20 protein-coding genes and 2 pseudogenes are annotated in these 22,493 nt (G+C 54.3%); 10 read left to right on the top strand and 12 right to left on the bottom strand.

The window, feature by feature from the left end:
* Window positions 1–182 precede the first annotated feature (182 nt).
* From ACR0IY_RS20170 to ACR0IY_RS20200, 7 genes and pseudogenes are all read right to left on the bottom strand, one after another.
* Window positions 183–863 carry an IS6 family transposase gene (locus ACR0IY_RS20170; protein ID WP_480676549.1) on the bottom strand — a complete coding sequence of 227 codons (681 nt, stop codon included), beginning with the start codon at window positions 861–863 and terminating at the stop codon, window positions 183–185.
* A gap of 30 nt (window positions 864–893) precedes the next feature.
* Entirely contained in the window at window positions 894–1,007 is a 114-nt protein-coding gene (locus tag ACR0IY_RS20175; RefSeq protein ID WP_480676551.1) for a hypothetical protein, read from the bottom strand.
* Between the two features lie 245 nt (window positions 1,008–1,252).
* A complete protein-coding gene (locus ACR0IY_RS20180; RefSeq protein WP_480676553.1) occupies window positions 1,253–2,338 on the bottom strand; it encodes an IS110 family RNA-guided transposase in 1,086 nt (361 codons plus the stop codon).
* An 8-nt stretch (window positions 2,339–2,346) separates the two neighbouring features.
* Window positions 2,347–2,580: pseudogene (locus tag ACR0IY_RS20185) on the bottom strand (IS6 family transposase); the annotation flags it as partial.
* Window positions 2,581–2,689: 109 nt separating this feature from the next.
* Window positions 2,690–3,508 carry a transporter gene (locus tag ACR0IY_RS20190; protein WP_480676555.1) on the bottom strand — a complete coding sequence of 273 codons (819 nt, stop codon included), beginning with the start codon at window positions 3,506–3,508 and terminating at the stop codon, window positions 2,690–2,692.
* Between the two features lie 461 nt (window positions 3,509–3,969).
* A protein-coding gene (locus ACR0IY_RS20195) for an IS5 family transposase (RefSeq protein ID WP_480676557.1) occupies window positions 3,970–4,727 on the bottom strand; the annotation gives its coding sequence in 2 pieces (ribosomal slippage) (window positions 3,970–4,406 and window positions 4,406–4,727; 759 coding nt in all).
* 176 nt (window positions 4,728–4,903) lie between these two features.
* Window positions 4,904–5,473: a DJ-1/PfpI family protein gene (locus ACR0IY_RS20200; RefSeq protein WP_480676559.1), complete on the bottom strand. Its 570-nt coding sequence runs from the start codon at window positions 5,471–5,473 to the stop codon at window positions 4,904–4,906.
* 190 nt (window positions 5,474–5,663) lie between these two features.
* Between ACR0IY_RS20200 and ACR0IY_RS20205 the strand changes: the two genes are divergently transcribed.
* From ACR0IY_RS20205 to ACR0IY_RS20215, 3 genes are all read left to right on the top strand, one after another.
* Window positions 5,664–6,026, top strand: a complete 363-nt coding sequence (locus ACR0IY_RS20205) for a putative quinol monooxygenase (RefSeq protein ID WP_170432327.1) — start codon at window positions 5,664–5,666, stop codon at window positions 6,024–6,026.
* 286 nt (window positions 6,027–6,312) lie between these two features.
* A complete protein-coding gene (locus tag ACR0IY_RS20210; protein WP_480676561.1) occupies window positions 6,313–6,864 on the top strand; it encodes a gluconate 2-dehydrogenase subunit 3 family protein in 552 nt (183 codons plus the stop codon).
* Between the two features lie 141 nt (window positions 6,865–7,005).
* Window positions 7,006–8,484, top strand: a complete 1,479-nt coding sequence (locus tag ACR0IY_RS20215; RefSeq protein WP_480676563.1) for a GMC oxidoreductase — start codon at window positions 7,006–7,008, stop codon at window positions 8,482–8,484.
* On the opposite strand, the gene ACR0IY_RS20220 is transcribed toward ACR0IY_RS20215, so the two are convergent.
* Window positions 8,481–8,915 carry a glutathione S-transferase C-terminal domain-containing protein gene (locus ACR0IY_RS20220; RefSeq protein ID WP_480676565.1) on the bottom strand — a complete coding sequence of 145 codons (435 nt, stop codon included), beginning with the start codon at window positions 8,913–8,915 and terminating at the stop codon, window positions 8,481–8,483. The genes ACR0IY_RS20215 and ACR0IY_RS20220 overlap by 4 nt on opposite strands.
* A gap of 622 nt (window positions 8,916–9,537) precedes the next feature.
* On the opposite strand from ACR0IY_RS20220, the gene ACR0IY_RS20225 reads away from it, so the two are divergent.
* Window positions 9,538–10,512 (top strand): YbaY family lipoprotein, encoded by a 975-nt coding sequence (locus ACR0IY_RS20225; protein ID WP_480581802.1) that lies wholly within the window; start codon window positions 9,538–9,540, stop codon window positions 10,510–10,512.
* Window positions 10,513–10,751: 239 nt separating this feature from the next.
* On the opposite strand, the gene ACR0IY_RS20230 is transcribed toward ACR0IY_RS20225, so the two are convergent.
* From ACR0IY_RS20230 to ACR0IY_RS20240, 3 genes and pseudogenes are all read right to left on the bottom strand, one after another.
* Entirely contained in the window at window positions 10,752–11,732 is a 981-nt protein-coding gene (locus ACR0IY_RS20230; protein WP_480676567.1) for a hypothetical protein, read from the bottom strand.
* 80 nt (window positions 11,733–11,812) lie between these two features.
* On the bottom strand, window positions 11,813–12,106 hold the full coding sequence (locus ACR0IY_RS20235) for a hypothetical protein (protein WP_480676569.1): 294 nt from the start codon (window positions 12,104–12,106) through the stop codon (window positions 11,813–11,815).
* A 223-nt stretch (window positions 12,107–12,329) separates the two neighbouring features.
* A pseudogene (locus ACR0IY_RS20240) lies at window positions 12,330–12,443 on the bottom strand (IS6 family transposase); the annotation flags it as partial.
* Between the two features lie 179 nt (window positions 12,444–12,622).
* Between ACR0IY_RS20240 and ACR0IY_RS20245 the strand changes: the two are divergent.
* Window positions 12,623–13,789, top strand: a complete 1,167-nt coding sequence (locus ACR0IY_RS20245; RefSeq protein WP_480676571.1) for an MFS transporter — start codon at window positions 12,623–12,625, stop codon at window positions 13,787–13,789.
* Window positions 13,790–13,873: 84 nt separating this feature from the next.
* On the opposite strand, the gene ACR0IY_RS20250 is transcribed toward ACR0IY_RS20245, so the two are convergent.
* Window positions 13,874–14,560, bottom strand: coding sequence for a Crp/Fnr family transcriptional regulator (locus tag ACR0IY_RS20250; RefSeq protein ID WP_170744551.1), 687 nt, complete (start codon window positions 14,558–14,560; stop codon window positions 13,874–13,876).
* A 360-nt stretch (window positions 14,561–14,920) separates the two neighbouring features.
* Here ACR0IY_RS20250 and ACR0IY_RS20255 point away from each other — a divergent pair, with 360 nt between their 5' ends.
* From ACR0IY_RS20255 to ACR0IY_RS20275, 5 genes are read left to right on the top strand one after another with little or no spacing between them, the layout of a single operon-like run.
* The gene (locus tag ACR0IY_RS20255) at window positions 14,921–16,840 is read left to right on the top strand and encodes a DUF3604 domain-containing protein (RefSeq protein WP_170744550.1); all 1,920 of its coding nucleotides are present in this window, start codon (window positions 14,921–14,923) and stop codon (window positions 16,838–16,840) included.
* Window positions 16,841–16,853: 13 nt separating this feature from the next.
* Window positions 16,854–18,743, top strand: a complete 1,890-nt coding sequence (locus tag ACR0IY_RS20260; protein WP_170825399.1) for a DUF3604 domain-containing protein — start codon at window positions 16,854–16,856, stop codon at window positions 18,741–18,743.
* A 13-nt stretch (window positions 18,744–18,756) separates the two neighbouring features.
* Window positions 18,757–20,628: a DUF3604 domain-containing protein gene (locus ACR0IY_RS20265; protein WP_170744548.1), complete on the top strand. Its 1,872-nt coding sequence runs from the start codon at window positions 18,757–18,759 to the stop codon at window positions 20,626–20,628.
* Between the two features lie 57 nt (window positions 20,629–20,685).
* A complete protein-coding gene (locus ACR0IY_RS20270) occupies window positions 20,686–21,687 on the top strand; it encodes a SphA family protein (protein WP_170744547.1) in 1,002 nt (333 codons plus the stop codon).
* A 17-nt stretch (window positions 21,688–21,704) separates the two neighbouring features.
* Entirely contained in the window at window positions 21,705–22,478 is a 774-nt protein-coding gene (locus tag ACR0IY_RS20275) for a hypothetical protein (protein WP_170825398.1), read from the top strand.
* The last annotated feature ends 15 nt before the right edge of the window (window positions 22,479–22,493 follow it).

Here is a 22,493-nt window from a genome sequence, read left to right on the forward strand (position 1 = left end):
GCGCTTACACCGCGCTCCATTTGCCCCAAGCCTGCGTTCGATCAATCCAATGGCTTCCAGTTCGCGTTCATGGTTGTGGATTGTCCGATCTGTCAACCCACGCCCGGCGATCAGCGTTTCCTGACGGGGGTTTTGTTGCAAAGATTTGAGCCCGTTGAGTTGTTTCAGCAACCGCTTGTGCGTCAGGTGGCGAGCTCAGCGAACTGCTGAAATGGGCAGAGTCCGGGAGTGATTTGACCTTTGCGGATCATGTGCGCCACTTCTATTCCGTCGAGCGTTGCCGCCGCTGAAGCAAAGGCCTTGAACCCCAGCATTGGCCGCGTGCGTCTCTTGATGAAACGGTGGTCCTGTTCCACGATGTTGTTCAAGTATTTCCGCCTTACCATCTCAATTGGGATCGGGCAGCCAAAGCTTTTCAACATCTTGTTGATCGCCTTAATGCCAGCAGTGTTGGCCCCGCTTTTGTCGATCACAATCTTCCTCGGCAATCCATTGATCTCCAACATCCTGGCGAAGAACTTGGTGGCTGCTGGTTTGTTGCGACGCCGTGAAAGCATGAAATCAAGGGTCTTGCCGTGTCTATCGACCGCTCGATAGAGGTAGACCCACGCGCCTTTAACTTTGATGTAAGTTTCGTCCATTCTCCACGAACGGTCACATGGCTCTTTGCGGCGACGTGCTGCCTCAGCGATTGCACCAGAATACCGTGTTACCCATCGGTTTAGCGTGGTGTGATCCACTGAAACACCGCGCTCGGCCATGATTTCTTCCAAATCCCGGTAAGACACACCGTATCGGACATAGAAAAACACCGCGAACAGGATCACATCCTTCGGATATTGCGCGCCTTTGAAGGAAATCATGAACTGACTTTCGACTGATTTTACCGAAAGTCATTCACCCGCAGCATCTGACCTCGTCAACAGCCAAAAGTTTGCGACAGATCCATCAAGGGTCTTGCCGCGTTTGTCGACGGCTCGGTAGAGATAGACCCAACTGCCTTTCACTTTAATGTAAGTTCTTTAATTGAGCGGTAGCTCTCGATGAGATTAAACCGGTATCGACCACCTGCAAAGTTCTTTACGAAGTCATCCTGTTGGCGCTTCATCTCGGCGTTCAAGGCATCAACCCCCAAAGGTCTCATGCGCGGTCTTTTCTAGGCAGCCGCATGTACATCAAACGGGCTCGGTCGACAGCCTGCCGTGTTGGTCGATACGGCAACTCGTGTTCGGTTGATCCGCTGGTATTCTGACTATGCCTCCTTGGTTTGAAAGGTTGATCCATTTGTCCAGATGGCGTGCATAAGGACCGCAAGTTTTCGAGCCAAGGCAACGACCGCCTTCTTGTGACTGGTGCGGGCTTTGAGGGCTCGAGCCCATCTCTGCAATTCCGATCCTTTGCCCGGTTTCACCCGGTTCAACAAACTGCTAGCCGCCTCGTAGAGCGGTGAGCGCAGCATCGGATCGCCGCGTTTCGATATTCTGCCGCCATAGTCGATGTCCCCCGATTGGTAACGCCTGGAAGTCAGCCCGAGATAGGCACCGACCGATCTGGATTTCATAAATCGGCTCGGATTGTCGATCGTCGCCACAAAGGTCAGGGCACTTACAGGCCCGACGCCTGGGATCGTCATCAATCGTTGGCAGGCCTCATCGGTTTTTGCATGGCGCGCCATTTCTTTACTCAGGGCCGCCGCTTGCCGCAGGGCAGTTGTGCGCAGGTTGAGCAACGGCAGAATGATACTGGACAGGATCGGCCGGTCTTTCAGGATCGCTTGGATCCGCTCCTCGTATGTGTGTAGATGCCTCGGCAACCGTAGCCCGAAACTGGCCAAAAGACCGCGGATTGTGTTTTCGACATTAACGCGAGATTTCAACGCCACTTCCCGAGCTTTCAGCAACGCCCGCCGCTCCTGGGCGAGCCGGCTCTTCACCTCTACCTTCCGGTAGAAACCCGTGCGCGCCAGTTCAGCCAGCATGGCAGCATCATTGGCATCGGTCTTGTTGTGCATCTGGCTGAGAACTGCATGAGCTTGTCGAGAGTCTATGCAAACCATTGGCAATCCCCGATCCGCCAGCTCAGTGTAAAGCCAGTTCGCCATCCGGCCGGTTTCGAGAACGACGCAGCGGATGGTGCCAACGTATTCCCGCAACGCCCGGTAAATGACATCCGGGTCAGTGACTTTCTTAACGGCAAATACAGGGTCGCCGTTCTCGTCGCAGACACAAATTGACGTCTCTGCTTTCGAGACATCCAGTCCGATAAAACACTGTTCCATGTTGCTCTCCTTTCGCTGTTCCGATGCCATCATGCACCGGCCAAGAGAGCTGTCGCTCAATTACTCAGAGTTTCATCCATTCGCCAAGAGCGGTCGCATGGCGCTTTGCGTCTGCGCGCTGCATCAGCAATAGCGCCGCAATATCGTGTGACCCACCGGTTCAGCGTGGTGTGGTCGACTGAAACCCCGCGCTCTGCCATGATTTCTTCAAGATCACGATATGAGACACCGTAGCGGACGTAAAAGAACACTGCGAACAGGATTACATCCTTCGGATATTGCGCGCCTTTAAAGGAAATCATGAACTGGCTTTCGACTTTATATGACCGGCAGTCATTCACGCGCTAATTCCGAAAGCGTCAATGGTCAAAAGTTTGCAACAGAACACAATACCTATCCCACAATCCGCCTCTATCGTTCTGGAAACAAAAAATTGATTTGGAACCGAGCACCCCACCCGTCGGGCCCATTATCAGGCGCATCAGCCCAATATCGAGCTCCAAGCTCTAGTTGGACTGGTTGTTTGCCGAATTTCACGATGTGGGCAACGGAAAAATTGATCGGAACCGACCACTCCTCGGCTTCCCAATCATAGGTGCTCTCGGTATCGAGAGTGAATGTTGTGGCCTTGGGTGTTGTGTACGCCAGAAACGGCTGAAGGAATGTTGCCGACTGCTTTCCGTATTCCGAATCGTCACTAACTGACCAAATGTGATTGGCAAGACCTCCAACAGTCCAAGGCCCTGACTGCTTTAGCACGACGCCAGTCGGACCAATACCCCATTGGTCCGGCGCTATATCGTCAGAGGCGGTCGGCAGCTGAATCACCGGGCCTATCCCCCAGACGATTCCATTCGCGGTTGGCTTTTTGGGGGAAAAGAAGAAGCTCTGCACGATATTGCCAATGCCGATTTGCGAGCCTGAACCCGGCCTGATGTCGTCCTGATCGACCAGCGGGATAATTGTACGTGATATGACATTCCAGTTTGGGCTGATAGAAATCGGAATTACAGGCTGGATATTGACAAAACTCTTTTTGCCTGTGCCATCACCGAACCCATCGTCGTAATTGAATTGAAATGGCACGCTAATGAGGTCGGCGATAGGATTCGAGAGCTTCTTCGCAAGATCGGCGCTTCCACTACCACCGGATGAACTCTTTTCTTCCTGCGCTACGACAATTGCCGGAAGGCCGAGGGCGAAAGTCAACAACATTGCAGTACGTATCATTTGGTCATCCTCTGGATAGGGCTTGGAAGACTGAAAATGCTGTCAAACCGCCGATGAGATGTGGAAAGGAATAGTTCTGAGAAACCAACTCGCGCTTCTGACTTGGCCTCCCCCCTGGTCTTTCAGCCGAAAGGATGGCAATGCGACCGGCCATTTGTAGCAGGTGGCCGCAGATATTCGGCTTCCCGCCAACATCAAATCATATTGCGTATTTTGAACATTCATCTTTCGGCATCCTGTTAAACAGCGGATATTAGTCTCCTCCTGGATCAAGAGCTCAAAAAAGCGTCCAAGGCGGTTCAAGAGTACCAATCGGGAGGAAAAATTCCGGTCATATCGTGCCATTTGCCATAATGGCGGGGCTCACATTCTCGAACTCAGTGGTTGTTTTGTGATGTCTCCCCAAATTGAACCATTTTCGTGAAAGTTTTTAAGTCGCGAGAATTCCCTAGGGTCAGGATTCATAGCCAATAGATGACGGTAGCCGCCAGTGCGATGGCTGAGAGGAAGACCTTTGGGCACCTGTCGTATCGGGTTGTCACTCGCCGCCAATCTTTCAGCCTTCCGAACATGATCTCGATCCGATTGCGACGTTTGTAGCGACGCTTGTCGTACTTCACCGCTTTCTTCCGCTGCTTCCGGCCTGGGATGCACGCGCGTATCCCTTTGTCTTTCAACGCTTCCCGCAACCAATCAGCGTCATATCCGCGATCCCCAAGCAGCCATTCGACATCTGGCAGGCTGCTCAACAACGCCCGTGCGCCGATGTAATCGCTGACCTGCCCAGCCGTCACAATCAAGTTGAGTGGGCGCCCCTTGCTGTCGCAGATAGCGTGCAGCTTCGTGTTCATGCCGCCCTTGGTCCGACCGATCAGGCGTCCACGCCCCCCTTTTTTACGCCCAAACTGGTCGCTGTGCGATGCGCCTTCAGGTAGGTCGCATCTATCATCACGGTCTTATCTTCGCCGTGCTCAGCGGCCAATCCGGCCATCATCCGGGCGAAGATGCCTTTGTCGCTCCAACGTTTCCAGCGGTTGTAGAGCGTCTTGTGCGGGCCGTATTCCTTCGGCGCATCGCGCCAGCGCAAACCATTGCGATTAATAAAGACTATCCCGCTCAACACCCGCCGGTCATCTACGCGGGGTTTGCCGTGAGACTTTGGGAAGAAGGGCTCTAGACGCGCCATCTGGGCGTCGGTCAGCCAAAACAGATCAGACATGTTCACCGCTCGTTTTTCGAACCGTGAATCACGCAACCCCGCAGAAATCAATGGGTCCTGACCCTAAAGCCATGGATCTAATCTGAGTAGATTGCTCCGGCAGGGCTCATCAAGGAACGCCCAGTTCATTGTGTCATTGTGGCGACTGTCGTAACAACCGATGCAATTACCCGCCCTCAATTGTGCTCGGCAGTGATCATGTCTTTGAACTGAGACACCGTTTCTTGTGCAACACCAGCGGCTTCAAAGACAGCGGCGGCAAAGCTGACCGGCGCTGTACCGGCTGCGGTAATGACACGGCGCGAGGAAACGGCCGCTTCGCTTTGAACGTAACTCGATGCTCCACCATACCCAACAGCGTTCTTGATCAAGAATTCCCCATCATTCGAAGTATGGGGTACGGAATTCAGCAATCCCGATCGGGCCAGAGCCAGGGTTCCACCGCAAATTCCGCCGACAGGAACGCCGTTTTCGTACTGAGCCGAAAGCAGATCTGAAATATCCGGAGCGGCTTCAGAGTCCCACACCGTTCCGCCAATGACGGCCACAACATCCGGCTGCCACTCGGTCAGTTCCTCCAGTCCTTTGGAGACAATGACGGTCAATCCCCCCATTGAACTCAATTGCCCCGGAGTTGGGGAAAAATACGCGACGTCGAGTCCATAAAAGGAGCCGCCGATTCCGCCGATCATTGCGTATTCCCAGTCCGCGAAATCATCTGTGAGTATCAATGCGACTTTCGCCATTTTGGTTATACCTCCTGAGGGTCCCGCCTTAGAACATATAGGGAACATTCCGGGCGTGCAATGTTACAGGTTAACGAAAGCCCGCCGTCTTCCGATGTATTGGTCGGGGCAACCGTCAGGCATTTTGCTGATGAGTAGAAAGCACCTATTCTGGGAAAATATGTAAAATCGAGTTATTGGAGAAAAGGTTATGCCCGTGCCCCAGATTGTGACCATCGTCGGTTATATGACAGTCCCCGAAGCTCACGCAGATGCATTTCGAAAAAACTGTGCTGACATGATTGAATTGCGCAGTCAGGAATCTGGCCATTTGGCGTCGGCCTACAGTTTCAGTGCCGACGGAACGGTGGTGTCCCGTGAAGATTATGACAGCGTAGATGCGGTAATCCGCCATATGGAACTGGGCAGCCACATCTTTGAAAGCACGCAAAGCCTGGTCAGGATCACCGGGGTCGAATTACATGGTCCTGCGGCTGAACTTGAAAAACTGCGTGACCTGTTCAGCGGAATGTCTCCTGGCTTCTTTGTAACCGAGTTCGGGTTTCGGAAGTAAGCGGGCCTGGAAGAGGGATTGAAGGCAAAGCAGTGGGCCAAAGCCCAATCCGATGACGGAAGCATCGACTTGTCAGAGGGGGCCTGTAAAGGCTCGGTACCAATCTATAAGTGCAGCGCTTGGAAACCATAGTTCATTGTGTGGGTGGGTTTTTCTAAGACGCGTCTTTGCCGCCGGGATCGGACGTCCAATCCAACACCGGAACCCGAGATTGTTCCAAATTTGACAAAGATCGCGTGGCTGCGACAATCGGGTCATCTGTTTGCTAAAGGCGGAGACAGGTCGAATGATGGGAAGACGACGCTTTTTGACTCGTGTGATCCCGACCACGTTCTGGACAGGCATCGTAGTGCGTAGCCTTTCCCGAAATGCGGAGGCAAAGACCGTCGAAAACAAAAGCTACAAGGTATTCACAACAACCGAGGCAGAGACTCTGGCTGCCTGGTGCGCGACCATCGTTTACGGCGCAGAAAAGGCCGGGGTCGCAAGGTTTGTCGACCAGAATCTGGCAGGCGATCAGGCCGCATCGCTGCTGCTTCTCAGATACCTCAATGCCAGCGAAATGGCGGGGTTCTATCGGAGTGGAATCTCGGGCATTGAAACGGAATGCCAGCACCGGTTTGGCCTACCCTTTGCACAGGCAACAGCTGATCAGCGGATGGAAATGGTCAAGGCGGCAGTTGCGTCGAAAATGCAGGTCTGGACCGACCCCGACCCCAATTTCTTCTATTTCATTTCGCGCAGCGACGCGGTGGATGTTGTTTATGGCACGCAGGAGGGGTTTGCGGATCTGAACATCCCCTATCTCGCGCATATTCCGCCCCCCAAACCCTGGTAGCAATTCTGCTGCCCGCGGAGAGACCCGAAACACGGAGAACCAATGACAAACACCTCACACGACAAGGTCGAAGTCGTCGTCATCGGCTCTGGCATTGCCGGCAGCACGATGGCGGCCGAGCTGGGTTAGGCTGGGTTTAACGTGCTGGTTCTGGAGGCCGGGCCGGAACGACAGCTTTCAGATATGATCAGCTCGCAAATCTGGTCCCGACGGCTCAGATGGGCGGGGCCGGAGGTCCGGGAAACAGGTGATCTTGTCGGAGCTGCGAACTTTGCCATGGGTTGGGGGACCGGCGGTGCGGGCCTGCATTGGTATGCGAACTGGTATCGGCTGCATCCGGACGATTTTCATGTCAAATCCTTGTACGGGCGCAGTCTGGATTGGCCCATTGGATATGATGACCTGCGGCCATGGTACGACCACGCGCAGTCCTATTTTGGCGTTTCTGGCGATGATGACCCAAATGCGCCGCCCGGCGAGCCGTATCCCATGCCCGCCATTTCCCTATCCAAACAGTCTCAGGCCATCAAACCCGGTTTTGATGCAGAGGGGCTGAATCTCACAACAAACACGTTGGCAGTAAACTCCGTTCCCTATGACGGCCGGACGAGTTGCCTGCTTGACGGCTGGTGCGACGCCGGATGCCCGATCGGGGCATTGGCCAACCCGCTGGTTCTGCAATGGCCGCGGGCCAGAAGGGCGGGGGTTGAGCTGCGCCACAATGCCTATGTTGCACGAATTGAAACTGACCCTGTGGGGTCAAAAGCTACCGCGGTCGTATATCTCGATGAACAGGGTCACGAACATCTGCAACCTGCCGACATTGTCATCTCGGCCTGTCACACAATCTGGAATACAAGGTTGCTGTTGCTATCGGCCAGTGACAAGCATCCTGATGGGCTTGGCAATGGCAGCAAAACCCTGGGGCGATATTTTACGTCTCACGCGCTTACAACCATCCACGGATTGTTCACTCAGGAAACCGAGCCGCAACTAGGCGTGTCAGGTGCCAACACGCTTTGCCTTGATGGCTATGAGGACAAGCAACCGGAAAACGGTGCCTTTGGCAGCCGCGCGTGGCTTGTCGGGCAGGCCGCAAAACCCAACGATCTGTTGGGGACCGCTCTGGCCAAACCCGAATTGTATGGCGAGGCTCTGGACGGATATCTGAGTCAGGCCAGTTTGCACTATGGCAACATGACGGTGCTGTGCGAAGAAGACAGTATTCCGGAAAACCGCATCACGCTCGATGCGTCAAAAAATGATCGATATGGGTTGCCGCAGGCGCATGTGCAAAACTCCCTTCCACAGGCAAATGCCGCCAGATTGGAATTGGCCAAGGCCGAGGGTCTTCGCATCTTCAAGGCGGCGGGGACTACTGATGCGTGGGCGGGCCCGCGAAATCCAATGCATATGATGGGCGGAACCATCATGGGTGATGATTCATCAGCATCGGTCACAAATTCGTACGGACAAGCGCATGAGATCGACAATCTGTTTGTCGCGGGCGCAAGCCTGTTTCCCACGTCGGGCGCGATAAATCCGACGGCCACGCTGGCTGCGTTGGTGTTTCGCACGGCAGATTACATTCGCACCCACCGATCAGAGTTGCTGCCCTAAAGCGCGCTGCGCGGCGGTTGTGCCCGCCCCATTCCATCAAATGCGTTCAGCAGGTCTTCGAACCAGCGGTGCAGAGCGCTGTCTGGCGGCCAGAATGCGGTCAGGCTGACAACCCGAGCCCACTGGAATGTTCCGAACAGGATATAGTCCGAATAATCTGGCGTTACCCCGCCCAGAAATGGTGTTTCGTCAAGTGTTGCCTCCAGCGGGCTCAGCGCTTGCTTGATCGCGCGACAAGCAGATTCAGGGTCGGCTCCGATTTCCTCCACGCAGTGGCCAAATTTACGCAGGGTTCTTTCCTGATAATAGTCCTTGTCGCAATTCGCCGTCAGGGGAAATTGTTCTGCAATGACAGCGCGAAAGATCAGCGGGTGCAGCGTGTTGTCTGCCCAATGATTGACGAACAGTGTCTTTGCCTTGCCAGATGTCACGGTGCCCTTAATTTCTGGACGCTTGCTTCAAAAAATTGAGTAAAATCAGTTCCAATTTGTGCCTTTAATTTCTGGACTGTGTCCTTAATTGCCGGACTGTGCCTTAAATTCCAAGACCGTGCATTCTGGGGATAAGTCGTGTGTTAGGCAGACGTGATCCGGTACAGGGACCCTTCGGTCCTTCACCGAATGTATGTGAGGTCCCTGGTTGGTGGCCTGTGGATATCCGAGAATTAAGGGCACAAAACCTGGGTAAATGCACCAAGATGCATCTGCGTCCAGAAATTAAGGGCACAGTGACAACAGTCAAGCGTGATAATTCACGATTCGGGGCACATGGGATGAGACGCTGAGGTAGCGCCAATGCCCACTACTATAATTTCTTAATTCGAATGTGATTTGAGTCAGCCTCTCACACCATAGCGCGCTTGAAGCGTATTGGTTCAAGAACGTAGCTGAACGTGCGATCGGGTCATGGTTCAGAAGATCATTCGTCATGGACCTTTAGCTTCCTTCTGCCATAGGTTGACGTCGAGACATAATCGAGAGGATTACGGCGATGCGAGTTTTTGAGTCTTTCCTGGCGACGATTCTTTGCTTCGCCGGGTTTGGAGCGAATGCGATGGAAACAATTACTGGAACGGCCACATTCCGGGAACGGATCGCCATGCCGCCCGGAGTGACCTTCGAGGTTCGGCTTGAGGATGTATCATTGATGGATGTCCCGGCGCAAATCCTCAGCACAGTGACGGTGAACGAAGCGGGCAACCCGCCCTACGAATTCGCGATCCCCTACAACCCCGATGTCATTCAGGATACACGGCGTTACACAGTCCGAGCGAGCCTGCGGTTAGGCGAGCGGTTACTGTTCACCACTGACACGCATACACCGGTGTTAACGGACGGCGCTGGCATGGATGTGGAGATCAACATGGTTCAAGTACAAATCCCGGTTGAACGGCCCCGCCGAATGATCGGAGAGTTCGTCTATTCTGCAGACGCCGCGACGTTTACAGAATGCGGGACAAAGGACACTTACCCGGTCGCGATCGAGGGCGCTTACCTTGATGCCGAACGCGGATACCTGGATGCACAGGCCGAGCCGATGACGCCGGTCGTTGTAGTACTCGAAGGCGAGATAGCGAAACGCCAAGGCATGGAAGGTGGCAAGCGCGATATGCTTGTGATAGAGCGGCTTGCCGGGTTCGTACCAGGACTGACCTGTGAGCGCGCAATGGCGGACGCGGATGTTGAAAACACCTATTGGCGTATCCTATCGATTGCAAGCCGCGTGCTCGAGAATACCGAGGCCGAGCGAGAACCCCATTTTATTTTGCGCTCCAGTGAGGGGGCTTTTACGTCGACTGTCGGCTGTAACATCATCAATGGAAGTTACGCACTTGAAGGCTCCGCGCTGTCTTTGACTGCTGGTCCCATGACGTTGACGGCTTGCCCACCGCCATTTGATAAAATCGAGCGTGCCTGGACCAAAGGTATGGCTGCGGTGAGCGAGGCGGTCGTGACCGGTCCGACGATGGAGCTGCTTACCGCCGATGGTATGACGGTCGTATTCCTCGAAGCCGTAGCCTTGCCCTGAAACGGCACTTTGTCGAACCTTCCAGGCCTTATCTGTCTGTCGGGTGCCGCGGTTTTCGATTGTCTTCACTAATACAATGATTTTGCCCTTGCCTGTGACGTTGCAAACGGCCACGCGTTTGGGGGTATTGCCGAGGTCAGGTATCGGCTGATCAAAACGTTCATGGTTCCGGGCGATGTCGATCTCGCGCACGCAACGAACGTCATCAAAAACGATATTTGCGTCAAACTTCTTTGACTTCAGTCTTTGGGCGCAAGTTTGGTTTGAATGATAAATTGCGTGACCGGGTCAAGGTTTTCACTGTCCAACAAGGCCAACAGCTGTTCATCCAGCTGAGTTTCGTTCCAGTCCCGCATCGCAATCGCAATTTCCATTGCCAATGCACTATCGTCCTTTAATACCTCGGCGAAGACCCCAGTAATCCGGTTTCTGAATGCAGGAGATACCGTGCCACAATCGGCCAATGCACGCACAAGCGATCGCTTGCTGTTCGGCTTCAAGGTCTCCGTCTTCAATGCATCGCTGACGACTTCAATGGCCGACAAGCCGTCCATGGCGATCCCTGACAGAGCCCATTCGTACACGTAAGCCGAGTTTGAATGCATCGCTTGTGAATACCGGGATTGAACCGCTTTTCTCGCCCTGTCATCGTCAATTTGCAGCCCCATCAGTCGGATCGAAACCGGAACAAAGCTTAGCCAGTTAATGGTGCCGAATTCTTGCAGCAACATGTCTACAGGAACCTTGTTGCGCAAAATCTGGATGCTGCTGTAGGGGGCACGATCTATTTCGATCAGTGCGGTATCGCGTAGCACCAAGTCTTTGTCCGAAAGAAACTGTGCAAAAAACTCAACCCGTTCGGCGTAGTTCCCTTTGCCCGGTCGCCAATGCTCACCCACGATCCATAGAGCTTCGAGAAATTGCTCTCTGTCGGGGGTCAGAGAAAAAATTCTGGTCCATTTGCGCGACAGCCCACGCCCGGCCGCATCTTTGGTTGTGGTGCCAAAAGTCAGCAAAATTAACTTGTCAGGGTCGGCCCGGAATGCAGCACGCGTACGGCTATCGATCAGGAAGGGGATTTCGGGCATCCGCTCAAGCCCTTCGGAAGTGCCTTTTATGACCCTTACGGGAGTGAATTTGAAGGGATTATCCGGAGCAGGCCCGGACAGAACGACGATCTCGGCTGCAAGTAGGTGATCTGCGAGCGTTGTCTCTGGCAATGTCGTGCACACCGGGCAAGCGTTTACCATTCTTGGCGTGGAAACGAAACCGAATACGATGACGACAAAAAGCAAAAAACTTACCGCACTTCGATTGCGATCAGGGCTGCGCGATGACCTGAGATTTTGCTGCCACTTAAGCATTTATCGAATCCCCCCAAGCCTTCTGGATCGATCAAAACGATACGTCCGTATTCCGACCGGATAAGTCCTTGGCCTGTCAAGGTGCCAAATTGAATCGAGGCTATCGGCAATGAGATATTCGCCAGTTCGGGGATTTCCAGTTGGGTGGCGTGGACGACATCGGTTTGGGCCGACCCATGGAAAATACCTTCAGAGCCCGTCGAGGCGGCTAAATGCAAAAAAACCTGCATCAGAGCAGCTGACCACTGCAATTTTCAACCTGGATTCATACTTCAAAGAACCTGGTAACAAAACCAAAATTCTATTCCGCGACGTTACTATCCAATGCGATCGGGTCGAGAGTTCTGATACGTCCGTAGTTCAATTCGATCAGGCCTTCTTCCTACATGCCCTGGAGGCGTTGGGGCGCTTCTGAACATGTGATGTTGGCTAAATTGGAGAGATCTTGCTGGCTCGCTTCGCCATGATCTCTTCCAGATAGCGATAGGAAACGCCGTATCGAACATAGAAGAACACTGCGAATAGGATCACATACTCCGGTGCCTGTGCACCTTTGAAAGAAATCATGAGCTGGCTTTCGACTTGATACGACCGACAGACATTCACTCGCTAATTCCGAAATCGTCAATGGTCGAAGGATTGCAACGGAACCCTCTCAACAAACATAAGAACTTGATCTTGCTTCAATCGGCCCTAATGCTCGAGAACATCTTAATTATTTCATATTGGCAACTGAAAGTAACGTATTGATCCTGATTAAGCGCCTTGCAATTGTATCTGGTGTCTACGTCTATGCTGCGTCAAACGCACTGCTTTCCGGTGGCCTTGGTCCGGTGAGCCGGGACTATGGCATCACCGAATTACAAGTCGGCATAATCCTAAGTCTCGGCGCGTTGGCTGTTGTACCCACAGCGCCCCTATGGGGCGTTTTGTCAGAGCGCGTGGGCCGCCGTTCCCTGGTTTTGACCGCTATTCCGTTTGTTTTGCTCAGCCCGTTGATAATGGCGCTGGTGTTCTCAAACATGTTGGTTCTGGCCAGCAGCGCAACGGTCTATACGCTTGCAGTTGCCCGCACCGTAAAGGGCGTGTTCGGTGGGGCGCTCATTCCGTCGACGCAGGCGCTCATTGCCGATACTACAGACAGCAAGACGCGCGTCTCAGGCATGGGTCTTATGGGGGCTTCCGTCAGTTTGGGCGCACTTTCAGGGTCAATGCTGCTCTGGTTGACCGCCGAGCGGGGCATTGCAGTCGGCTTTGTTGCGCTTCTTCTAGCAGGCTTGTTTGCGTTTTTTCTGTCTTTGAAATTTCTTCCGACCTCGCAATTACATATCCGGCCAAGGACGAAAAAACCCATTCGATTGTCTCGGTTCTGGAAATTCTTTGCGATCACGATGGCAGGCTTTGCTGGCTACACCATGGTGGTTCCGATCATCGGGCTTAAACTAATGGATGACCTGCAAGTAAACAGTACCGAGGCAATGAAATCAACAGGCTTTATTCTTGCAGGCGCAACTCTGTCGTTGACGATATCACAAGTGTTTGTGGCAACACGAAAGGGATGGGATGCGCGTCGGTTGCTGCGGTCAGGCAGTATTGGCGCTTTGGCCGGAATAGGGATCATGATTCTGGCGGATGATGTGTTGGTTCTGGCGATTGGCATGATCGCCGTTGGTGCTTCTCTGGGGGCAGTCGCTCCTGGCGCTATGGGTGCGCTCAGCTTATCGGCCGGTACAACGGATCAGGGTCGAGTGGCGGGCATCAATACGGCTTTTCGCGGAATGGGAATTGCTGCCGGGCCGGTTCTCGGCACTGCACTTTACAGTTTTGGTACAGACGCGCCACTTTGGGGCGCGTTGGCGCTTGTGTTTTGTGTTGCGGCGTTGAGCTTGTCTTGTCGGCAACCCAATATTTGAGCCGCACAGCCAAAAAGAACCATCCATTCTCGGCTAAACCTCTACACGCGTTTACGCGGATCGCTCACACCTCGTGAACACAGTTCACAGCAATGCCAACAGTCCCTTGGGATCCGTTATGGTTATGCTGGCGCGTCCGAGGCTTATCAGTTTTTTGCGCTCCAGTTCCGCAAGGCGAGAAGAAACAACACCGCGCGATAGGTTGGTCAAGGTAGCGATCTCTCGGTGCGTGGCATCGACGATCGCTGGAACAGGAGGGTTGGGTTCATACAGCCCGGCCATTCTGGCCAGGACGGCAACAAGGCGTTCATGGCTTCCGCGGCGCATGAGATCATGGGCAAAACCAATCGCCCGCTCTTGGTTTTGGATCTGGTTCAACAACAGTCGACGCCAAATATCCGGGTAAATCTCAGCAAAACTCACGAACTCGTTGCTTTTGACAACCAAAATGGTCGAAGGGCGCGTAGTATACGCGCCGATTTTACGTCTTTTTGTTCCAGCCAGCCGTGCTGCTCCAATCCACACCCCAGGGTGCATCAGAAAGCTCTTTTCGATCACGTTTTCAGTTCCTGCTGACTCGATAGCAATCGCACCCGAGGCCAACCCAAAGAGGTCACTGGCAGGGTCGTCGATGGAATAAAGCGGCTGCCCGGCATCAAGCGTTACATGGTGAGTGATGCCCAGGAACGCGTCCAGCAATTCACCCGATAGGGTTGAAGCCCAGCCATGATGTGAAAGATATTTTTTCGCATTTGCGCTTGATATGTGCATTCAATTCCGCCTTCTGTCCGAATTCGGACAAATAGATTTATTCGAATGGCTACAGTCAAGGGGCGAATCTGACATTTCAGACATAGGTTTGCGATTCTTTAGGGTGACTGATGTCTTCATTGGAACGGTTTTTCTCTCTCGGCTGGTTCAGGCGGCCTCCTATGTATTGGCAGCTTCACCGGGGCATTCAATGCCCCCAGTCCGGCTTAGGTCCGCGAACATCTGCCACCACTCATGGTTCCGGATTGGCAGGCTGCGGGGGACCGTACCGAGTTGATTGGGGCGTTCTGACAGGCCCGGAATCGAAAGCGCGCCGATCCATCATCCATAACAATTTGCCCACACAGTAAGGAACACCTGATGCAAAAAATCATTCCTTCTCTCGCTGCGACACTTTTTGCGACGGGCGTTTTTGCACAAGAAGCTCCGCCCGAAGCGTCCGATAGTGTTTTGAAGGGGCGCCCTTATTCCCCCTATGCCGACCGCGCGTTTCCGACGCGGCCATTGTTCGGCGACACGCATGTCCACACCGCGTTGTCGGCTGATGCGGGAGGCGGTGGAACAACACTTTTGCCACGCGACAGCTATCGATTGGCTCGTGGTGAGCAGGTGATTTCTAACACTGGTCAACCTGTCAAACTCTCCCGTCCCCTGGATTTCTATATGATCACAGATCATTCCGATGGGATGGGCGCCATTACCGACATTTTGTCCGGTGCGCCCAACATCATGGCCGATGAACAAGGGCGACAATTTCACGAAGCCTTTGCAGAAGGTGGGCAAGCGGCCCGTATGGCAGCTCAGGAACTCACAAAACAGTTTGCACAAGGCACAATTTCGTCCGAACTCAACTACCAGCCCGGCAATCCGGCCTACAAGCGGGTCTGGGATGATATCATCGCCGCGGCGGAAGAGTTCAACGACCCCGGGGTATTCACCACTTTCATCGCCTTTGAATGGACCTCATTGGTCTCGGGCAACAATCTGCACCGCAACGTCATTTTTCGAGATGGGCCCGAACGCGCAGGTCAGGTCGTGCCCTACACCACAACACCACCTATGGGGTCGAGCAATCCGCGTGACCTCTGGGCTTGGCTCGAGAACTACGAAACGGTCACGGGTGGCGACGTTACCGCAATTCCGCATAACGGCAACCTTTCAAGCGGCATGATGTTCCCGCTCGTTGATGATTTTGCCGATGGCGCGCCGCTCGATCCGGCATATGCCGAAGCACGCCAAAAGTGGGAACGGCTTTACGAATGGACCCAATTCAAAGGGGATGGCGAAGCGCATCCCATGCTATCGCCCGAGGATGAGTTTGCCAACTTCGAGACTTGGGATTACGGCAATCTCGACGCGACAGTTCGAAAAACGCCCGAGATGCTGCCGGGTGAATATGCAAGGTCTGGTTTGTTGCGTGGGCTGGAACTGGGCGCTGTACTTGGGTCCAACCCCTACAAGTTTGGTGCCGACGGCGCTACTGATACGCATACCGGCCTGACCACGGCGCAGGAAAACAACTTTTATGGCAAATTTACTGCTTATGAACCCAACGGTGAACGGGCGGCGCATGTCGGAAGGACATATCCGAACGGTGATGTTGCGTATGACTCGTCCATCTATTCAGCCGCGGGTTTGACCGCTGTCTGGGCTACGGAAAATACTCGTGGTGCGATCTTTGATGCCATGGAACGGCGCGAAACCTACGCGACGACCGGATCGCGCCTATCCGTAAGGTTCTTTGGTGGCGATTATGAAGCCGACGCGATGAACCGTCGTGATCTGGCTCAGGTCGGTTACTATGGCGGGGTCCCCATGGGTGGTGATCTTGCGACGCCTGCAGACGGCGAAGCGCCTGACTTCCTCGTCTATTCTCTGCGTGATCCGTCGGGTGCAAATCTTGACCGCGTGCAGATCATCAAGGGTTGGATCGATGCCGAGTCCGGCGAGGCCATGGAAAAGGTCTATGATGTCGCGTGGGGGGGTGACCGGTCTCCGGATGAGAACGGAAAACTGCCGCCGGTTGGCAATACCGTCGACCTGTCGGTGCCGTCCTGGACAAACACCATCGGTGCGCCCGAGCTTGGTGCCGTCTGGACCGATCCGGATTTCGATCCGGCAGAACCCGCATTCTATTATGCCCGGGTCATCGAAATCCCCACTCCACGGTGGACGGCTTATGACGCTGTAAAGTTCAATGTTCAAATGGCGGACAGCGTTGTGATGACCACACAGGATCGCGCCTACACATCGCCCATTTGGTACACGCCCACAAATTGAGGAGTGCACTTTAATGATCAGGGAACTCGCTATTTCCGTTTCACTGCTCGCATTCGCGGGGGCGATCCACGCCCAGGACACGCCGGCTGTTGCTCCTGCAGGCGACTATTCGCCCTATCCGAGTCAGGATTTCCCCAATCAGGTTTTCTTTGGCGATACACATCTTCACACGTCGTTTTCAGCGGATTCGGGTTTGAACGGCAATTTGCTGGGCCCGGATGAGGCTTATCGTTTTGCGAAAGGGGAGACAGTCGTTTCCACAACCGGGCAGAATGCGAAACTAAGCCGCCCCCTTGATTTTCTTGTTGTTGCTGATCATGCAGAAAACTTGGGACTACCCGTAGCGATTGAAGAAGCCAACGAGGATCTGCTGGCGACCGAATGGGGGCGTCAGATCTATGAGATAGCCAAACCCGGGACGTTTGAAGCTAGACGGGACGCTCAGAATTTCTGGGCTACGATGCGGCAGACCGGCGTGAACGAGCTAGCCGATAACCAGGACATGTCGATTACGATGTGGCAACGCGTCACAGACGCCGCAGACAGGCACAATATTCCTGGTGCATTCACCGCCTTCATTGGTTTTGAATATACCCTTGACCCCTCCGGCAACAATCTGCACCGCGTCGTGGTCTTCAAGGATGACAAGGAGAAAGCAGATCAGATTATTCCGGTTTCAGTTTACGAGGCCCCGGACCCTGAGGACCTTTGGGACTGGATGGCTTCTTACGAGGAGCTGACCGGAGGGCAACTCCTGGCCATCCCGCACAATGGTAATCTGTCGAACGGGCTTATGTTCTCGGAAACCGGTCTGCTAAGTGGTGAACCGATTGACGCCTCTTACGCTGAGCGGCGCATGCGCTGGGAGCCTTTGTACGAGATCACTCAAATGAAGGGCGATGGTGAAGCACACCCGTTCCTGTCTCCCGATGATGAGTTTGCCGACTTCGAGACCTGGGACGGTGGTAGCTTTGGAGTCGAGCCCAAAACGCCCGAAATGCTGCCCAATGAGTATGCCCGAACCGCTTTGATGCGTGGTCTTTCAATAGGGGATAGGTTGGGGGCGAACCCATTTAAGTTTGGTGTGATCGGGTCGACTGACAGCCACACGTCGCTTAGCACTGTCGAGGAGAATAACTACTTCGGTAAATTTCCAGCGGTGGAACCAACTGCCGACCCGATCAGATTTGATGAGGCTGCAACAGCGCGCCTTGCAGAGGACGACGCGCAAAAGAACTTTACGCGAAACACTAGTGCTGGCGGGCTTGCTGCGGTTTGGGCACGTGAGAATACGCGCGAAGCCATCTTTAACGCGATGATGCGAAAAGAGGTCTTTGCGACCACAGGGACACGTATCCGGGTTCGTGTCTTCGCGGGTTACGATTTTGATGAATCCGATCTCCCTCGGTCGGACTTCGCGGCGCATGGCTACGCCAATGGCGTACCTATGGGGGGTGATTTGGGAAAGAGTGAAGACCGTGCGCCGCGTTTCCTTGTTCGTGCTTTGCGGGATCCGGATGGTGCCAACTTAGACCGTGTGCAGATCGTAAAGGGATGGAACAACGCCGATGGCACAACGTCGGAGCGCATCTACGATATTGCTTGCGGCGGACGTGCTCTTGTTTCAGCGAAGTGCTCGGCTCCGGTCGGCAACACCGTAGATGTAGCGAATGCCAGCTACACCAATGAGATTGGTCAGGCGATCCTTGGTGGCTTCTGGCAAGATCCCGAGTTCGACCCGACGCAGGCTGCTTTCTACTATGTCAGAGTATTGGCAATTCCGACACCTCGTTGGACGACGTATGACGCAAAATTCTTTGGAGTAGAAATTCCGGAGGATGTCCCAACATCAATCCAAGAACGCGCCTACACATCGCCCATTTGGTACACGCCCGCAAATTGAGGAGTACGTTGCGATGAAAAAGCTCGCTGCGCTTTCTGTATCCACGCTTGCTCTGGCAGGGGCGCTTCACGCTCAGGACACGCCGCCGGTTGCTCCTGCCGGCGAATACTCGCCCTATCCAAGCCAGGATTTCCCCAACCAGGTTTTCTTTGGCGACACCCATGTGCATACGACCTATTCCGCTGATGCCGGTCTGATCGGCAACACATTAGGGCCGGACGCGGCCTATCGCTTTGCCAAAGGCGAAACGGTCACGTCATCAACCGGGCTTCCAGCCCGTTTGTCGCGTCCGCTCGATTTTCTCGTTGTTGCCGATCACGCCGAGAATCTTGGGACGGCGCCATTGCTTGCGGCGCGTGACACCCGGCTTCTCGAAACAGAATACGGGCAGTCGCTTCAGGCTGCCATTGATGCGGGGGATTTACCCGGCGCGTGGGAGATTTTTTCTGTGACAAAGGCGTCTGGGGAAGACCCACTCGCTGATGTACCCGGCGTCTATGACAGCGTCTGGCAAGAGATTACCGCGGCTGCCGAAAGCCACAACCAGCCCGGTGCCTTCACTGCATTTATCGGGTTTGAATGGACCTCGACCTTTGATCGCTCGAACCTGCATCGCAATGTGATCTATCGCGGCGGAAAAGAGAATGCCGATATGCGACTACCCTATTCTGCCTACGACAGCGTGGATCCAGAAGATCTATGGGACTGGATGGCGCAATACGAGGCCGATACAGGCGACCGCCTTCTGGCCATTCCACACAATGGAAACCTTTCTAACGGGCTGATGTTTGACACTGTCAAGCTTGACAGCGACGAGGCGCTTGATGCCGAATATGCGGCACGCCGCGCCCGTTGGGAGCCGCTATATGAAGTGACTCAAATGAAAGGGGATGGTGAAGCCCATCCCATGCTGTCACCTGATGACCCGTTTGCGGATTTTGAGACATGGGACAAGGGCCAGCTTGGTCCCAATCCCAAGACGCCCGAGATGATCCCAAACGAATATGCGCGCGAAGCGCTCAAGCGAGGTTTGGCCTACCAGACTGAATTTGGTGTGAACCCGTTCCGGTTTGGGATGATCGGCTCGACCGACACACATACTTCACTCTCAACTTCTAAAGAAAACAACATGTTCGGTAAGGTTGTCGCCCTCGAACCGACAGTAGACCCGATCCGGTTTGAAGAAGTGGTGGGGGGCATAGGAGGTGACGAAAGTGTTGCGCAATATGCGTGGCAGACCAGCGCCTCCGGTTTGGCTGCCATCTGGGCGCGCGAAAACACGCGCGAAGCCCTTTTTGACGCGATGATGCGCAAGGAGGTCTATGCAACAACAGGTACGCGCCTGCGCGTCCGTGTCTTCGCAGGGTACGACTTTGATGCCTCTGACCTCCCTCGGTCAGATTTCGCGGCTCACGGTTACGCCAATGGCGTACCTATGGGGGGTGATCTGGGAACGAGTGAAGGTCGTGCGCCGCGCTTTTTGGTGCGGGCGTTGCGTGATCCGGACGGGGCCAATCTGGATCGGATTCAGATCATCAAGGGCTGGCTGAATGCGGATGGAACGACCAGTGAAAAGGTCTTTGACATTGCATGCGGTGATCGAAAGGTCATCGACGGTCAATGCGCTGCTCCGGTCGGGAATTCTGTTGATTCCGATGAAGCCACTTACACCAACGATATAGGCCAACCGATCCTTGGAGCCTATTGGGAAGACCCGGAATTCGACCCAGATCAAAGTGCTTTTTACTACACGCGTGTTCTGGAAATCCCAACCCCGCGCTGGACGACCTATGACCACAAGTTCTTTGGTGTCGAACTGCCGGAAGGCGCGCCTGAGGCCATTCAGGACCGGGCCTATACCTCACCCATTTGGTACACGCCCTGATCCTAAAACCCGAAAAAAGCGCGGCAAACGCGTGAAGTGATTTAAACGAGGTGACAAATGAAGATGTTTTTGCGTGACAAGCGTCCGATGATGGGCGCGGCCATCATTGCTACCCTTACAGTTCTGCCGGTAAAACCAGCGATTGCGGTTGAAGGAGGGTTGGGCGCCTATTTTCTGGGAACCAGAGATACGTTTGCCGGTTTCGTGCCCGAGCCGGGAACTTACACAAGCCTTACATTCGACCATCTTGATGGCAGCGTGGACGGCGTTTCGCTTGCGGGTCTTCCGATTGCGGCTGACGCAGACCTCGAACTTAATCTCTGGCGACTGGGTGTTACTCAGGTGTTCGACGCGCAGCTCTTTGGCGGAACACCCGCCATAAACCTCACTGTTCCTTTTCCTGTTGCTGAACTCACGTTCACGGCAATACGGCCTCCGTTGCAAGGAGCCAGCATTGACGATACGTTGTCCAGTTTTGGTGACATCAGCCTGACCGGACTGGTGGGTTGGCATCGGGGCAATCTGCACTATAGTACGGGGCTGACCGTTTATGCCCCGACTGGAGAGTATAATACGGCATCCATCAATCTGCAGGAGCGCACAGTTCAAGTATTGAATGCAGGCAAGAATGTCTGGTCGTTCCAGCCCTTCTTTGCCGCGACGTGGTTCGTTCCGGAACGTGGTTTTGAGGTTTCAGGAGCGGCCAGCCTTTTGTTCAGCGAAGAAAACGATGCGACCGACTACCAGACGGCCCCTGCGTTTCAATTAGAAGGCGCGGTGGTGCAGCGCTTCCGCTCGGGCTGGGGTGTTGGCCTCGCTGGCTATACCTACCATCAGCTTGAGGATGACAGTGGCGCAGGTGCTGAGCTTACCCGGATCGCCCTGGGGGCCAGCAGCCTGCGGGCTCAGGTCAGCGGGATTGGGCCTCTCGTGACTTACGAGGGCGGAACGCTGTTGGGCGCCGATGCTTCCCTCAAGCTTAAATACACACATGAGTTTGCGGCAAAGCGGCGGTTCGAAAGCAATGTCCTGACGGCCGTGATTTCATTGGCGTTCTGACCTGCGGGACTTTCAACATGAAGCTGACACTGTCATGGGTTATTGCAGGAGTTCTGGTCCCTTGTGTTGTCCTGGCACAGGAAAAATCGGAGTCGCTTCAATCGGCGGCCAACGATCCGACAGCGTCGATCATGTCTTTTCAGCTGCAAGGCTTTCATTCGTTTGACCTGCACAACTCTTCCGAAGACAGCAGCCTGCTTCAGTTTCGTGCTGCGATCCCGTTCACTCTCGGACAAACAAACCATATTGCGCGGCTTACGCTGCCTTACGTGACGGACAGCCCCACCGGGCAGGCCGGACTGAGCGACACGACCCTGTTTGACCTCATGACTTTTGATCGGCGTTGGGGGCGTTTCGGTGTTGGCGCGGTCGCCTTGTTGCCCACGGGCAGCGATGGGCTGAGCGCGGATAAATGGGCGCTGGGTCCAGCTGTTGGTTTTGCAAAGCAAGAGAATTGGGGGCTTTGGGGGGCGTTTAACCAGAATCTCATCACGGTCGCCGGTGACGACAATCGGCCAGACGTGAATCTGTCCACACTGCAACCGGTGTTCAACTACACCCTTGGAAACGGCTGGTCGGTCGGCACGTCGGAAATGGTGTTTGTCTACGACTGGGACGCTGGCGACTTCAGCAGCGTTCCGCTGGGGTTGAAAGTGTCCAAACTCAACCGAAGCAGGGGGCTACCATGGCAATGGTCATTTTCCTACGAACACAATTTCGACGATGACGCCATCGTGGCTGCCGACACGGTTAGTTTCACGCTGAAATTGCTGGTCCCCAAGAGCCGATGAAATTGGATCGGAGAT

Source organism: Ruegeria sp. BC1 (assembly GCF_056539305.1).